12 protein-coding genes are annotated in these 15202 nt (G+C 61.3%); 11 read left to right on the top strand and 1 reads right to left on the bottom strand.

The genetic code is table 11. The features are described 5' to 3' along the window. Positions 1-99 precede the first annotated feature (99 nt). The 5 genes from grxD to ppnN all read left to right on the top strand — a co-directional run bounded on the left by grxD (position 100) and on the right by ppnN (position 6726). Positions 100-420, top strand: coding sequence for a Grx4 family monothiol glutaredoxin (gene grxD / locus CRO39_RS16940; RefSeq protein WP_097123154.1), 321 nt, complete (start codon positions 100-102; stop codon positions 418-420). Continuing rightward, entirely contained in the window at positions 417-1163 is a 747-nt protein-coding gene (locus CRO39_RS16935; protein ID WP_097123153.1) for an SDR family NAD(P)-dependent oxidoreductase, read from the top strand. The genes grxD and CRO39_RS16935 overlap by 4 nt, the downstream gene beginning before the upstream one ends. After that, a complete protein-coding gene (locus CRO39_RS16930) occupies positions 1160-1762 on the top strand; it encodes a YhgN family NAAT transporter (RefSeq protein ID WP_097123152.1) in 603 nt (200 codons plus the stop codon). The genes CRO39_RS16935 and CRO39_RS16930 overlap by 4 nt, the downstream gene beginning before the upstream one ends. A 229-nt stretch (positions 1763-1991) precedes the next feature. Beyond that, positions 1992-5219, top strand: a complete 3228-nt coding sequence (locus CRO39_RS16925) for a TonB-dependent receptor (RefSeq protein ID WP_176520225.1) — start codon at positions 1992-1994, stop codon at positions 5217-5219. 124 nt (positions 5220-5343) lie between these two features. Further along, the gene (gene ppnN, locus CRO39_RS16920; protein ID WP_097123151.1) at positions 5344-6726 is read left to right on the top strand and encodes a nucleotide 5'-monophosphate nucleosidase PpnN; all 1383 of its coding nucleotides are present in this window, start codon (positions 5344-5346) and stop codon (positions 6724-6726) included. Positions 6727-6786: 60 nt separating this feature from the next. Here the strand turns inward: ppnN and CRO39_RS16915 are convergent, their stop codons facing one another. Next, positions 6787-7809: a sensor histidine kinase gene (locus tag CRO39_RS16915; RefSeq protein ID WP_097123150.1), complete on the bottom strand. Its 1023-nt coding sequence runs from the start codon at positions 7807-7809 to the stop codon at positions 6787-6789. A gap of 168 nt (positions 7810-7977) precedes the next feature. Between CRO39_RS16915 and CRO39_RS16910 the strand changes: the two genes are divergently transcribed. From CRO39_RS16910 to CRO39_RS16885, 6 genes are read left to right on the top strand one after another with little or no spacing between them, the layout of a single operon-like run. Continuing rightward, the gene (locus tag CRO39_RS16910) at positions 7978-8565 is read left to right on the top strand and encodes a GspH/FimT family pseudopilin (protein ID WP_238394618.1); all 588 of its coding nucleotides are present in this window, start codon (positions 7978-7980) and stop codon (positions 8563-8565) included. 20 nt (positions 8566-8585) lie between these two features. Then, entirely contained in the window at positions 8586-9068 is a 483-nt protein-coding gene (gene pilV, locus CRO39_RS16905; protein WP_097123148.1) for a type IV pilus modification protein PilV, read from the top strand. A gap of 14 nt (positions 9069-9082) precedes the next feature. Then, positions 9083-10096, top strand: coding sequence for a PilW family protein (locus CRO39_RS16900; RefSeq protein ID WP_097123147.1), 1014 nt, complete (start codon positions 9083-9085; stop codon positions 10094-10096). Beyond that, on the top strand, positions 10093-10674 hold the full coding sequence (locus tag CRO39_RS16895) for a pilus assembly PilX family protein (RefSeq protein ID WP_097123146.1): 582 nt from the start codon (positions 10093-10095) through the stop codon (positions 10672-10674). Before CRO39_RS16900 ends, CRO39_RS16895 begins: the two co-directional genes overlap by 4 nt. 54 nt (positions 10675-10728) lie before the next feature. After that, complete coding sequence (locus CRO39_RS16890) at positions 10729-14400, top strand: pilus assembly protein (protein ID WP_238394619.1); 3672 nt, start codon at positions 10729-10731, stop codon at positions 14398-14400. Between the two features lie 26 nt (positions 14401-14426). Next, positions 14427-14870 carry a type IV pilin protein gene (locus CRO39_RS16885; RefSeq protein WP_097123144.1) on the top strand — a complete coding sequence of 148 codons (444 nt, stop codon included), beginning with the start codon at positions 14427-14429 and terminating at the stop codon, positions 14868-14870. Positions 14871-15202: the final 332 nt, after the last annotated feature.

The raw sequence follows: 15202 nt of genomic DNA, 5'->3' as shown, positions 1-15202 counted from the left end.
CAGGGCTTACAATGGGCCTCCGCCGGGCATGGCCAGGCGGAGTGGACCGAAAGTGTACCCGACGGCGGTTTGCATACCGTCAATGCAGGAGAAAACAGCATGCCGGTGATGGAACGCATCCAGGCCGAGGTGGACAACCACCCCATCGTCCTTTTCATGAAGGGCACGCCGCAGTTCCCGATGTGCGGTTTTTCCAGCCGTGCCGTGCAGGCGTTGAAGGCGGCCGGCGCCGACAGCCTGCACACCATCAACGTACTGGAAGAGCCGGAGATCCGCGCCAATCTGCCGCGGTTCTCCAACTGGCCGACCTATCCGCAGCTGTTCATCCACGGCGAACTGATCGGCGGTTGCGATATCACCCTGGAACTGTTCGAGTCCGGCGAGTTGCAACGCATCGTTGCCGAGGCGCTGCCGCAGTGAGCCTGATCGGTTTGCCGACCCGCGCCCCGCGGGTGCTGGAAAGCCGCGTGGTGCTGATCAGCGGCGCCCATGGCGGCCTGGGCAGCGCGGCCGCCGAGGCCTGCGCGGCCGCTGGCGCGACCACGGTGCTGCTGGGCCGCAAGCTGCCCAAATTGAACCGTGTCTACGATGCGGTCGCCAAGCTAGGCCCCGAGCCGCTGCTGTACCCGCTGGATCTGGAGGGCGCCTCGCCGGACGATTACGCCGAACTGGCCGACCGGCTGTATTCCGAACTCGGGCGCCTGGACGGGGTGCTGCATTGCGCGGCCGATTTCCGTGGGCTGACGCCGCTGGAACATACCGATCCGGCCGCCTTCGCACGCGCCATTCACGTCAACCTGACCGCGCCGTGGTGGCTGTCGCAGGCCTGCCTGCCGCTGCTGAAGCGCTCCGACGACCCGGCACTGGTCTTTGCGCTGGACGATCTTTCCCGGGTCGGCCAGCCCTATTGGGGCGGTTATGGTGTGGCCCAGCACGGCCTGGCCGGCCTGGTGGCGATGCTGGGCGCGGAACTGGCGACATCGCCGGTACGCGTTTCGGCGCTGCAGCCGGGGCCGATGCGCACCTCCCTGCGGGCTCGCGCCTACGCCGATGATGACGAGCAGCAGTCATGCCCGCCCGCCGGCTATGCGCAGGCCTGTGTCACGCTGCTGTCATCTGCCGGCGCCGAACACCGCGGGAAGGTCTGGGAAGTCAGGCAGTGACCATCCTGTCGGCGGCGCTGCTGCTGTTCCTGATTCTGGACCCGTTGGGCAACATCCCGGTGTTCCTGAGTGTGCTCAAACCGCTGCCGCCGCGGCGCCAGCGCATCGTGCTGGTGCGCGAGCTGCTGATCGCGTTGGCGGTGCTGATGGTGTTCCTGTGGGGCGGCAAGTACGCGCTGGACATGATGCATCTGCGCCAGGAGTCGGTGGCCATCGCCGGCGGCATCGTGCTTTTCCTGATTGGCGTGCGGATGATCTTCCCGCGCCCGGAGGGCCTGATGGGGGAAATCCCGGGCGGAGAGCCGTTTATCGTGCCGCTGGCCATCCCGCTGGTGGCCGGGCCTTCCGGCATGGCCGCGGTCATGCTGATGGGCAGCACCGAGCCGGCCCGGCTGGGCGAATGGAGCCTGGCCCTGGTGATCGCCTGGGGCGCGACCGCCGCCATCCTGCTGTCGGCCACGATCCTCTACAAATGGCTGGGCCGCAGCGTGCTGACCGCCGTCGAGCGGCTGATGGGCATGCTGCTGGTGGCCATTTCGGTGCAGATGATCCTGGACGGCGTGGCCACCTACCTAAAGCTGACCCCGCCCAACATCTGAGCGGTCCGGGCGGGGCATGCTGCAGCGCAAAAGAATGTCATGCGGCGGTCACAAATTGGTCCTATCGTGTTAACCTCTTATTAACCTTAACGCGCCGACCCGCGTGGGCCAAGGGAACCAGAACAACCCATAGCACCCATAGCCGCTGGACCTCTACGAGGTCCGCGCACGCGTTCGTGTAGCCAGCCTGTTTCGCATCGCCAACTTCCCGTATCGAGGCTTACAACCCATGAATCAATCCCGTTGTCTCCGGATCTCCAAACTGACCCTTGGCCTTGTTGCCGCGCTGGCCGTTGCGCCGGCCTTTGCGCAGAGCACCTCCGCCGGTGTCGGCGGCCTGGTCACCGACAACGGCGGTGCGCCGGTTGCCGGCGCTGAAGTCACCATCACCCACGTCGAGTCCGGCACGGTCAGCCGCGCGACCACCGATGCCAGCGGCCGCTACAACGCCCGCGGCCTGCGCGTCGGCGGCCCGTACCAGATCACCATCACCAAGTCCGGTGAAGGCACCAAGACCGAAGACAATGTTTATCTGAACCTCAACCAGGTCAGCACCGTCAATGCCGCCTTGACCGGCGACATGACCACGCTGGAAACCGTTACCGCTGTCGGTTTCGCGGGCGGCTCGGAAGTATTCAGCGCGACCAAGATGGGCGCCGGCACCAACGTCAATCGCCAGACCATCGAAGCGCTGCCGTCCATCAACGGCAACATCCAGGACTTCATGCGCCTTGACCCGCGCGTGTCCTATGTCAACCGTGCCGAAGGCGGCATCAGCGCCGGTGGCCAGAACCCGCGCTACAACGCCATCCGCATCGACGGCGTGTCGGCCAGCGACACCTTCGGCCTGGAAGGCAACAACATGCCGACCCGCCGCCAGCCGGTGGCGATGGATGCCATCGAAGCGATCAACATCGACCTGGCCAGCTATGACGTGACCATCACCGGCGCCACCGGCGCCGTGGTCGATGCGGTGACCAAGTCCGGCACCAACGAATTCCATGGTTCGGTCTACGGCACCTACCGCGATGGCGACTGGTTCGGCGACGACCCGACCGGTGCGCCGTTCAATGGTTTCACCAAGGAGCAGACCTACGGCGCCACCTTCGGCGGCCCGCTGGTCAAGGACAAGCTGTTCTTCTTCGCCAACTACGAGAAGTTCAAGCAGGAAGCTCCGGGCGCGGATATCGCCGGCAGCGCGCTTGGCAAGGCCAACGCCGTCATCGATATGGACGACATCACCCGTGCGCAGCAGATTGCGGCAGGTTACGGCATCGACGCGGGCGGCTTCGACAGCTCGGGCGACACCGATCTGGAAGAGTACGCACTGAAGCTCGACTGGAACATCAACGACAATCATCGCGCCAGCCTGCGTTACAGCAAGCTGGAGCAGAGCAAATTGCGCGTCAACGGCATCAACAGCAGCCAGGTTTCGCTGAGCTCGTACTGGTACCAGCATGTGAAGTCGGTCGAAAGCTATGTCGGCCAGCTGTTCAGCGACTGGACCGACAACTTCTCCACCGAGTTCAAGGTGTCCTACCGCGACTACTCGGCGGTTCGCGAAACGCCGACCAATGCGCCCAGCGTGCGCATCTACTTTGGTGGCACCGAGGCCGCGCCTTCCGGCGACTCGCTATGGCTGGGTACCGAGGTCAACTCGCATCAGAATGCGCTGTACACCGAAACCTGGAATGCGTTCGGTGCTGGCACGTTGACCCTGGGCGATCACGACATCAAGTTCGGTGCCGATTACAGCACCAACGATGTTTACAACATCTACGGCCCGCAACTGTACGGTGTGTACGAGTTTTTCGGCCTGGACAACTTCGAAGCCGGCCGCTGGACCAACTACACGCTGCGTACGCCGCAGCCGGGTCAGGGCTTCGAGTCCGTCGCCGGTGCGTTCAAGTACAAGACCTACGGCCTGTTCGTCCAGGACCAGTGGTTCGTCAACAACAATCTGACCCTTACCTTCGGTCTTCGCGCCGACAAGCCTGACGTCAATGTCAACCCGGCCTACAACGCGCAGGCGGAGGCCGACTTCGGCTACAACAACAGCAAGGTGCTCAGCGGCGATTGGTTGGTGCAGCCGCGCTTCGGTTTCAACTACACCTTCAACAGCGATCGCCCGACCCAGTTGCGCGGCGGTATCGGTCTGTTCCAGGGCGAGTCGCCGCAGGTGTGGCTCAGCAATGCCTATAACACGACGGGTTTCAACTACATCCAATACTCGCAGAACCTGGCATCTCCGGAGAACTGGGAGGATTTGCCGTTCAGCGGCGATGGCCTGAACCAGCCGATTCCGCAGGATGCCGCGTCGCAGCTGCAGAACGTGAATTTCATTGATCCTGATTTCGAGCAGCCGTCGGTATGGAAGGCCAACCTGGCGTTTGAACACGAGTTGCCCTGGTACGGCATCGTCGGTTCGGCCGAAATCCTGGTGACCAAGGTCAAGAGCGCGCTGTTCTATCGCAACCTCAACCTCGGAGCGTCCACGCTGACGGGGCAGGATGGGCGTGATCTGTTCTGGAACCCGGCGACTGCAGGTAGTGCATGGTCAAGCTCTCAGAATCGTTTCCTTCGCGATCGCGACTATGATTCCGTGTTGCTGCTGGACACGACCGACAAGGGTAAGAGCCAGCAGTTTACGGTCGGCCTGAACAAGCCGTGGACCACGAACAGCGACTGGTCCTGGAGCCTGGCCTACACCTATACCAATGCCACCGAAGTCAGCGGCCTGACCAGTTCGACCGCGACCTCCGGCTGGAACTACAACTATGTGTTCGATGCCAACGAGGAAGCCGAAGCGACCTCGCGCTACGAGATCAAGGATCGCATCCTGGGCACCTTGAACTGGAAGCACAATTTCTTCGGCGACTACAAGTCCGAGATCGGGCTGGTCTATGAAGGCCGCAGCGGTCGTCCGTTCAGCTACGTCTACTTCAACGACGTCAACGGCGACAATCGCTCCGCGAACGATTTGTTCTATGTGCCGTCCGGCCCGGGTGACGTGCTGTTCGGCAGCTTCGTTGCGGGCCAGTTCGTGGCCGATCCTGCGATGGAACAGGCGTTCTTCGAATGGCTGGGCAACAATCCGGACTTGGCTCGCTATGCCGGTACCACCACGCCGAAGAATGCCGGCCGTGCATCCTGGGTCAATACGTTCGACGTGCGCTTGAGCCAGGAGCTGCCTGGCTTCTTCAAGGGCCACAAGTCGGAGATCTGGCTGGATATCCAGAACGTCGGCAACCTGATCAACAAGGATTGGGGCCATATCTACGACTACGGCTTCTTCGCCAACCAGCGAGTGCTGTCGTCGCCTGGCATCGTCGACGGCAAGTACGTCTACACCTTCAGCAATCCAGATTCGCCGACCGTGGCCAACGCCGACGCCGACGGCTTCAATACCGGCGTATCGCAGTGGTCGGTCCAGTTGGGCTTCCGCTACAAGTTCTGATACCAATTCAACGCAGCACTTCGACGGCCGGGGTAACCCGGCCGTTTTTTTATGGGAATGCCTTGGGCGCGGGAGTGCGCTAAAGTCATGGTCTTGACGATGAGAACGATGGAAAAAGAAGCATATGAATGATGGGGCATCGAGGGCGTTGCCGGTGCAGGACGCGCGGATCTACCCGCGCGGCGGACTGGACGTGTTGTCGCGGGTCGAAGTAGCACGCCTGCGGGACGCCTCCAGCGGCGGCATGCACGAACTGCTGCGCCGTTGCGCGCTGGCGGTGCTGACCAGCGGCAGCGCCTCGGACGACCCGCGCGCGGCGCGCGACCTGTACCCTGACTTCGACATCCAGGTGCTGCAGCAGGACCGTGGCGTCCGCATCGATCTGCTCAATGCGCCGGCGATGGCGTTCGTCGATGGCGAAATCATCCGCGGTGTGGCCGAACTGCTGTTCGCGGTAGTCCGCGACCTGGCCTATACCGCGATCGAACTGGGTCCGGAGTACGCGGCGGACCTGGAAACCTCCGCCGGCATCACCAACGCGGTGTTCGGCCTGCTGCGCAACGCGCGCATCCTGCGCCCGGCCGATCCCAACCTGGTGGTCTGCTGGGGCGGGCACTCGATATCGCGCGACGAATACCTGTACACCAAGCAGGTCGGCTACGAGCTGGGCCTGCGCGGGCTGGACATCTGCACCGGCTGCGGGCCGGGCGCGATGAAGGGGCCGATGAAGGGCGCCACCATCGCCCACGCCAAGCAGCGCAAGCGCACCACGCGCTACATCGGCATCACCGAGCCGGGCATCATCGCGGCCGAATCGCCCAACCCCATCGTCAACCATCTGGTCATCATGCCGGACATCGAAAAGCGCCTGGAGGCGTTCGTCCGCATCGGCCACGGCATCATCGTGTTTCCCGGCGGCGTCGGCACCGCCGAGGAAATCCTGTATCTGCTGGGCATCCTGCTGCACGAGGAAAACGCCGACCTGCCGTTCCCGCTTATCCTGACCGGGCCGACCATCGCCGCGCCCTATTTCGAGCAGATCGACCGTTTCATCCGCCTGACCCTGGGCGAGGCGGCCGCGTCGCGCTACGAAATCATCATCGGCGACCCGGTTGCGGTGGCCAGGACCATGACCGCCGGCATCAAGCGTGTCCGCGAGCATCGCATCGCGCAAAAGGATTCCTTCTTCTTCAACTGGGCCATCCAGATCCCGCAGGACTACCAGCAGCCGTTCGCCCCCACGCATGAGGCGATGGCGGCGCTGGACCTGCATCATGGTCGCCAAGCGCATGCGCTGGCGGCAGACCTGCGGCGGGCGTTCTCCGGCATCGTGGCGGGCAATGTGAAAGAAGAAGGCATGCGCCGCATCGAGCAGTCCGGCCCGTTCGAAATCCACGGCGACCCGGACATGATGCAGGCGCTGGACGCCTTGCTGCGCGCCTTCGTGCAGCAGCGGCGCATGAAGATCGCCGGCGAGTACCAGCCTTGTTACCGGGTGATGGCCTGACCAAAGTCCACGCGGCGGCCTGGTGGACGATACGGAGGCGGTGGCCCCGGTGCTGCCGCTTCAGTGGGGCATGGGGAGCGTGATGGTGGCGGTATAGTGCCCATCGGCAATGGCCGTTTCCAATCGTCCCAGGCCCCTTGTCATCGCCAGCACGCGCGCGCGCGCCGAACTCAATCCGACGTGGTGGCCGCTGCCGTTGAGAGGCCCGGAACCCGGCAGCGGGTTGGTGACGATCACGTTGACGGTGCCGGCTGTAATGGCGACTTCTATCGTGATTTCACCGCCGGATGCGGTGGGTTCCACGCCATGGCGGATCGCATTCTCCACCAACGGCTGGATGGAAAGGGTAGGGATGGGGATCGGCGGCAGGTTCTCGGGCAACCGCCAATTCACCCTTAGCCGATCGCCGAAACGCAGCGATTCGATTTCTAGGTAGTGGCGGGTCAGAGCCAGTTCGTCGGCCAACGCGACTTCTGCCGGTCCTCCCAGGGCCGCACGAAAAAGGTCCGCCAAATCCAGCAGCAATCGCTCGGTTGCGTCGGGTCTCTGATGCACCAGTGCGGCGGCGGTATTGAGCGTGTTGAACAGAAAATGTGGCCGGATGCGCGCCTGCAACGCCTCCAGTTCCGCCTGTTTGGCGCGGACCGCCATTTGCCTGGTTCGCCAGTGGTTCTGGAACGCGGCCAGGCCCATCAAACCTACGGTGAGGGTAATGCCGGAGATACGCAGAAACATGCGCTGCGCTTCCTGCGTTGTCGTCGGCCACAGCTCACCCAGCAACAGCCAACCCAGGCCGCAGATCAACCAGCTGGCCAGCAACAGCATCGCCAGTGCGAGATAGGCGACGTAGGTGGGACGAAGACGGGCCAACCAGCGGCGGCCCGCATACAAGCCGCCCAACGTGCCCAAGGCGACCCACTGGACAACCAGTGAGATGAGCCCGAAGGCAACCCAGCGGTTGTCCGACGTTCCCGGCGCAAGAGCGAGCACGGCGGCCACACCTTCACCCGCCAGCATGGCCCAGGCGATCACGGGAGCTTGCCAGAGTGCATCCAGCGGGGAGGTTGGCTCGGTCGGCTTCATCACTGGGTGCAAGTGGCGGCGCGGGATTGCGCATCATGCCTCGCTGCGCGGGCAGATGGCAGTCCCGCTGCCGTTGACGCTTTCCGCCGGGCCGCTCATCGGCTCCCGACTGGCAGAGCTCTTGCGAGAGGCCTAGTGTGGCGGCACGCTCACTTGGGGAAGCGACGTATGCCTATGCAGGTTTGTCCCGGATACCGTCCGAATGGCCATGAGGCGCCGTTCCGGTATGTCTCGTCTGCCGGCTTTACGCTGTTGGAGCTGCTGGTGACGGTGGCCGTGTTGGCGATCCTGATTACGTTGGCCGTTCCCAGCTTCACTTCGCTCATCAACAGCAACCGGCTGGCCGCGCAGGCCAACGAGGTCATTGCGTCGCTGCAAGTGGCGCGCACCGAAGCCATCCGGCTGAATCGCCGCACCATCATCTGCCGCAGCACCGATGGCGCTACCTGTGCCGGGGCAGGGCAATGGACCCAGTGGATCACGTTCGTGGACACGGACAGCAACGGAGCGCCGGCTGCCGCCGAAATCGTCCGCGTCAACACCGCCAAAGCGCCGCTGCAGGTCACCAGCGCGAATCCGAGCATTACCTTTCGTGCCGATGGCATGGCGCGGAACGCCGCGGGCGCCCTCTTGGATAATGCCATTGTGGTCTGTATCCCGACCACCCGCCCTGCTGAGAACCGTCGCACCGTCAACTTGGCAACCGGCAGTCGTATCAGCAGCGCGTCGTCCAATGGCGCGGGCGCCTGTCCCTAGAGCCAAACAGGAGTCCATCGATGTCACGTTTGCAAAATATGTCCAGGCAACAGCAGGGTGCCTCTCTGCTTGAGGTGCTGATCTCGGTGCTGATCCTTGGTGTGGGCCTGTTGGGTGTCGCCGCCATGCAGGCCACGGCGCTGCGCAACAACCAGAGTGCGCTTGAGCGCACGCAGGCCACCATCCAGACCTATTCCATCCTGGATGCCATGCGTGCCAATCGTGATCAAGCAATCGCGAGCGCCTACGACATGGCAAAAACCTGCGCTCTGCCTGCTGTCCCGGGTAGTGGCGCCACGCTGGCGCAACGCGATCGATATCAGTGGTTTGTTGGGATGCGCGAAAGCATGGGTAAAGACGCAGGCACTTGCGGCACCATCAGCCACAACGGCAACATTTTCACCGTCACGGTCGAATGGGACGACTCGCGCGCGACCGATGACGGCGCCAAAGGTGCCGTTGCTTCAGGCCGTAACCAAGTTACTACCAAGGCCCGTCTATGAAGCGAAATCCTTCCATGCGTATTCCACTGCGCCGCAACGCTTATGGCGTCACGCTTATCGAGCTGATGATTGCGCTGGTCCTGGGCCTGTTAGTGATAGGGGCCGCCATCGGCATCTTCGTCTCGAACAAGCAGGTATTCCGTACCGCTGAAAACCTGAGCCGTGTGCAGGAAAACGCGCGGGTCGGCTATGAACTGATGGCACGCGAACTACGCCAGGCAGGGGGCAATCCGTGCTCGCGCAATTCGCGTATCGTCAATGTACTCAACCCCAATACAATTTGGGGAACCGACTGGGGCAATGGCGTCCGTGGCTATACCGGTGCGCAGGCATTCGGCGGTGCGGCTTTCGGGACCGCTGGCGGCGCCCGGGTGGCCGGTACCGATGCGATTGAACTCAGATCCGGCGAAGCCGGCGCAGCGACGGTGGTGGATCATCTGCCGACCTCGGCGCAGTTCAAGGTCAGCACGGCCAATCATGGTTTGCAGGATGGCGATATCGTCATGGTTTGCGATTTCGTGCAGGCCTCCATTTTCCAGATTACCGGTGCGCAGAGTGGAATCAATGTCACCGTGACGCATAACAGTGGTACCGGAACACCGGGCAACTGCAGCAAGGGGCTGGGCTGGGCGGATCCGCCGGTATGTACGACGCTCGGTACTCCTTATGCCTATGGCCCCAATTCGGTCATTGCGCGCCTGCGCGCGACGGCCTGGTATATCGGCGTCAGCAAAAGCGATGCGCAGCGCCGTTCGTTGTATCAGGTGCAGCTGACCAATTCAGGCGGTGTGCCGTCCAGGCAGCCGCAGGAAATCGCCGAAGGCGTGCATGACATGAAGTTGCAGTACCTGATGCCGGAGGCGACGGATTATGTCGATGCTGACAATCCAGCCATTACCGACTGGAACCTGGTTTCGGCCGTGCGCGTGGTACTGACGATGCAAAGCAACGAGAACGTTGATGTGGACGGCACGCCGCTGACGCGCGACGTGGCGCATGTCGTGACTTTGAGGAATCGCAATCTATGAATCCGATCAGTTCTCGTTTGCCTGCTGGCAGCCAACGCGGTGCATCGCTGGTCATCGTGCTGATTCTGCTGCTGGTGATGACGTTGCTGGGATTGGCGGTCCTGCGCAGCACGCTGCTTGAGGAGCGGATGAGCGCAAACCTGTTCGATCGCAGCCTGTCGTTCCAGGCTGCGGAATCCGCGCTGCGCGACGCCGAGGCGCAAATCAAGGCGGCAAGCCTGGCTGGCAACATCATCGGCTTCAACTGCTCCGCCACCGGTACGGTCTGTCCTTCGGTGCCGATCAACGCCACAACCGGCACAGCGGGCTGCACCGGTTCCGGCCAGTACTGCTGGAGCAATGCCGCTACGATCGACCAGGACCTCAGCCCCGGCGTTCCCCAGTATTACATCGAGTACATGGGGCAGTACACCAACGAGGATGACCTGAAGCTCGGCAGCAGCGCCAATGCAGCCCAGTACGGCGGTACCGGCGGCGTACCGCTGCAACATTTCTACCGAATCACCGCACGCAGCCAGAATCCTTCCGGAAGCGACCGTTCAGTGGTCGTCCTGCAATCGAATGTCGTCGTCAAGTAAGGGGCGTAGGCCATGAATAGCGTTCATCGTCCTTCTGTCTCCGGAGCAAAGTCCATGGATATGCCGCACCGCCGCAGTTTGCCTTTTGCACGACGCCATTTGTCCAGGTTTGGCGCAATGTTGATTGGTGCGTTCGCAGTGCTCAGTTCGATGCCCGCGGATTCTTCGGTCGCTATATCGCCATCGCCGTTGTACGTGGGCAATAGCGTCCCCGGCAATCTGGCCCTGGTGCCTTCGGTCGAGTATCCGACCATCCACAGCCAGGCCAATATCGGCCCCTATGATGTCGGCCGCGCTTACATGGGCTACTTCGACGCCGGGAAGTGCTATGAATATGTCTATTCGGATACTGAATCCGAACGTCATTTCAGGCCGGTGGCGTTGACCGGCAACAAGACCTGCTCGGGCGCAAATCGCTGGAGCGGCAATTTCCTTGCTTGGGCGGCAACGCAGACGATCGATCCTTTTCGTTTGGCCCTGACTGGTGGTTATCGCGTCAAGGATACGCCGACAACCACATGGCTGGAGAAGGCTCGTCAGAGCGCTCCCGGAGAATCGCTCTATCCCAATCGAATCATTCCTGAAACAGGGACAAACAGTACTCTAGTTGGTGGTGCTACACCGGCTGCTTGGTCCCTCTTCAAAGTGAGGATTAAAGGACTGGGCAACAAGATGTACTTCACCCGCGATGGCAATCTGGACAACCCGGCAAGCGTCGTCGCCTACAATCCAGAAGACCACGCGCTGACCGATACTGTGGTCAATGGCGTTCGCGTCGACGGGCTTCCGGTCTATGAAGTCAGCATGCGCGTTGAAGTGTGTAACGCCGCTGTAGGCCTGGAATCAAACTGCCAACGGTATTCACAAGGGTACAAGCCGGAAGGCCTTATCCAGGAGTATTCGGGCCGCTTGCGTTACAGCATCTTCGGCTATCTGAATGATTCCGCATGGAATCGGGACGGCGGCGTTATGCGCGCGCGCCAGAAGTTCGTCGGACCCCTGCGGAATTACCCTGACCAGGACGCCGACACCAACCCGAATGCGGAATGGAATCCGACAACAGGGGTGTTGTACGACAATCCCGATTCAGCGGATGCGGCAGCCACAGGCGGCGGGGTCAATCACAGCGGTGTCATCAATTATCTGAACCGCTTCGGCCAGATGACCAACAACAATCCCAAGTCGCTGGATCCGGTCAGCGAGCTGTACTACGCGGCTGTCCGCTACTTCAAGAATCAAGGTAATGTGCCGGCGTACTCCAACATGTCCGGCGATATCTACGGGTTGGCCGACGGCTTTCCAGTGATCACCCAATGGGACGACCCGATCAAGTACAGCTGCCAGACCAATGTGATCCTGGGCATCGGCGACGTTTATACGCATCGGGACAAGAACCTGCCCGGTAGCACCCCAGGTGACGGCGAGCCCGGCAAGCCGACCGAAGTCGCCAATGACACCACCGTGGACGTGGTCACTGCGACCCAGAAAGTGTTCGACCTTGAGGGGCTGGGCACATTGGCCAATCCATTCACCGGCCGGCAGAATTCCGCTTATATCGCAGGCCTGGCCTACGACTCGCATACTCGCGATATCCGGCCGGACGATGAGGATGCGCCGCAAACCGAAGGCATGCAGACCATTTCTACCCATTGGGTTGATGTCCGCGAAAGGCAGATACTTGAACCGCGCAACGCCAACCAATACTGGCTGGCGGCCAAGTACGGTGGCTTCCGGGTCCCGAATGGATTCGATCCCTACGCACGGACCGAAGCGCTGGACACGGCCTGGTGGCATAACACCACCGACTACCTGACCAGCGGCGCCAACGGCGGTATCACCTCGACGCCCAACAATTATCCGCGAGCCGACAACTTCTATGTGGCCAGCGAAGCGGACAAGATGGTGTCCAGCCTGCGCAAGGCCTTCGAAAACATCATTGAAGAGATGCTGGGGTCAGGCGGTTCGTTCGCTTCAAACACCACCCGGCTGGAAACAGGTGCGGTGACCTATCAGGCCCAGTTCTACGCGCAATCCTGGCGCGGTGAACTGGTGGCTTACAACGTCAACGCCACCACCGGCGCGCTGACTCAAAAGTGGACTGCAAGTAGCCAGTTTCCCAATTGGGAACAACGCAACATCCGCATCAACAGTGGCGGTACGCTTCAGGACTTCCGCTATGCCAACCTGACCGCCAGCCAATCGGCGGCGTTGGGTTCGCAGCAGGTGGTCGACTATCTGCGGGGCGAACGCGCCAACGAACAACCCAATGGCAACTTGCGGACGCGTCAGGGCATCCTGGGCGATATCGTCAATTCGCAGCTGGTGTACGTCGGGGCTCCGAACGGTCGTCTGTTCTATGGCGCCGAGTTCACGGGGGCGAGCTCTTACGGTGCATTCGTGGCGGCACAGGCGTCGCGGAAGCCGGTGGTTTATGTGGGTGCCAATGACGGCATGCTGCATGGCTTTGACGCCACTACCGGTGAAGAAACCTTCGCTTTCGTTCCTTCCGAAGCGGTCGCCAACTTGAGGGAATACACCAGTCCCGACTACGTGCACCGCTATTACGTGGATGGCGAAATCACCGTGGCCGACGCGTACATCGGTGGCGCATGGAAATCCATTCTCGTCGGTACGTTGGGGCGCGGCGGGCGCGGCGTCTATGCGCTGGATGTGACCAATCCCAGTGCCGTGAAATTGCTGTGGGAAAAGAACGCCACCGATATTCCGGCCCTGGGCAACGTGCTGGGCAAGCCGATCATCGCCCAGCTGGCTGATGGGGATTGGCGTGTGCTTATCGGTAATGGCCCCAACAGTACGGGCGATCAGGCGCAGCTGGTTACGATCCGGTTGAGCAACGGCAATGCCACTACAGTGAATACTGGCGTAGGTACCAATAACGGCATGTCGGGCGTCAATGCCTGGAATACAGGCGTTTCCGATTTCGTCGATGTGGTCTATGCCGGCGATTTGCGCGGCAACCTGTGGAAGATCACCAACCTCACTGCGAATACGCCCACCGTAACGGCATTGTTCCAGGCGCAGTACGGCAGTACCGAGCAGCCTATTACCGCAGCGCCGATGGTTTCCAAGCACCCCAGTAGCGGGCAGACTTGGGTATTCTTTGGGACCGGCCGTTATCTGAATCGCGACGACCTCTCCAACAAGGAAGTACAGAGCTGGTACGGCATTATCGACCGCGGCAGTCCCATCAGCGGACGGACAGGACTGAAGCAGATAGCCATTATTGCGGACGTTGAATTGACCAACGGTTTCAGCGCCCGTGTCATTGACGAGAGTACGGCGCCTGGTACCAACGGCTGGTACATGGATCTGCTTACCTCGGGTAGTACCGCGGAAGGCGAGCGAATGGTGGTGCCCAATATGTTCCAGGGATTGACACTGATTGGCACTACGCGCATTCCCGACACTGAGGATATCTGCGATCCCAGTGGCCGCGGTTTTGTCATGGCCATCAATCCCTTCACCGGTGGCAGGTTGCCGCAGTCCTTCTTCGACACCAATGGCGATGGGAAATTCGACAACGACGACCTGGTCAACGGAAACGCCGCCTCCGGTCTTGGCTTGCCCAGCGGGCCGAACAATCCCATCTTCATTGGCGACGTGATGCTGACCAACATGGACAATGCAAAAGGCCATGTGATCAAGACCAACTCGTCTATGCTGCAACCCTCCCGCGTTTCGTGGCGGGAAGTGGTGGCCGACTAACGAACAATGGACCAGCAGGGGAACCCATGAACAACATGCCGATGGCTAGAAAATTCCGCGCGGAGGCAGGCTTCACCCTGCTGGAGCTGATGATTGTGGTGGCGGTGGTGGCGATTCTTTCCACTATCGCCTATGGCAGTTACCAGGATCAGATAGTCAAATCGCGCCGTGCGGCTGGCGCTTCCTGCCTTCAAGAACGCGCTCAGTTCATGGAGCGCTACTACACCACCCACTTGACTTACAACAAGACGGGCAGCGCGCCCGCCATCGCCCAATGCGACAACGAGGTTTCACCGCATTACCAGGTTAGTTTGGTCGCAGGTTCGCTAAATGCCAAAGCCTTTACGCTTCAAGCGGTCCCCCAAGGGGCACAGTCGACCCGCGATACATTGTGCGGCACGTTGACATTGAACCAACAGGGAGTGCGCGGCGAAAGCGGCACGGCTACCAGCGCAGATCAATGTTGGTAGCCGATAGATAAAGAATAGACAAAAAGCCCGCATTGCTGCGGGCTTTTTGTTTGTCGTAGCCGCAATACATGGGGATCAGAATCCACTACTTGAGCGATTAAGGAAATGCTGAATAAGTCACCATCCGCTGAAAGCCGTCGGGGTGACGAGCTTTGACTTGAGCAACGCCACTTAAGCGAACCGAAACGCCAAGGTCAATCACTCCATGGAGAAAAGCCAGCGGGAGGTGCGTAAATCGTCGGCCCTGCAAAATCCCTGAAAGCCCGCAGCACCAAGGCATATGGGCAGTCTGAGCTGGCTTGCATCTCCCAGAAGTCGATATTCTGGGGTCT

The organism is Pseudoxanthomonas wuyuanensis, from assembly GCF_900215535.1.
Classification (GTDB): Bacteria; Pseudomonadota; Gammaproteobacteria; order Xanthomonadales; family Xanthomonadaceae; genus Pseudoxanthomonas_A; species Pseudoxanthomonas_A wuyuanensis.
The sequence above is the reverse complement of the archived record's forward strand: the minus strand, read 5'-3'. Positions and strand labels throughout refer to the sequence as shown.

What these genes read in the sequence shown, in the direction of transcription:
- CRO39_RS16885 (WP_097123144.1), top strand. Translation starts at nt 14,427, where the DNA reads ATGAACAACATGCCGATGGCTAGAAAATTCCGCGCGGAGGCAGGCTTC.
- CRO39_RS16915 (WP_097123150.1), bottom strand. Translation starts at nt 7,809, where the DNA reads ATGAAGCCGACCGAGCCAACCTCCCCGCTGGATGCACTCTGGCAAGCT.
- ppnN (WP_097123151.1), top strand. Translation starts at nt 5,344, where the DNA reads ATGAATGATGGGGCATCGAGGGCGTTGCCGGTGCAGGACGCGCGGATC.
- CRO39_RS16890 (WP_238394619.1), top strand. Translation starts at nt 10,729, where the DNA reads ATGGATATGCCGCACCGCCGCAGTTTGCCTTTTGCACGACGCCATTTG.
- pilV (WP_097123148.1), top strand. Translation starts at nt 8,586, where the DNA reads ATGTCACGTTTGCAAAATATGTCCAGGCAACAGCAGGGTGCCTCTCTG.
- grxD (WP_097123154.1), top strand. Translation starts at nt 100, where the DNA reads ATGCCGGTGATGGAACGCATCCAGGCCGAGGTGGACAACCACCCCATC.
- CRO39_RS16910 (WP_238394618.1), top strand. Translation starts at nt 7,978, where the DNA reads ATGCCTATGCAGGTTTGTCCCGGATACCGTCCGAATGGCCATGAGGCG.
- CRO39_RS16900 (WP_097123147.1), top strand. Translation starts at nt 9,083, where the DNA reads ATGCGTATTCCACTGCGCCGCAACGCTTATGGCGTCACGCTTATCGAG.
- CRO39_RS16925 (WP_176520225.1), top strand. Translation starts at nt 1,992, where the DNA reads ATGAATCAATCCCGTTGTCTCCGGATCTCCAAACTGACCCTTGGCCTT.
- CRO39_RS16895 (WP_097123146.1), top strand. Translation starts at nt 10,093, where the DNA reads ATGAATCCGATCAGTTCTCGTTTGCCTGCTGGCAGCCAACGCGGTGCA.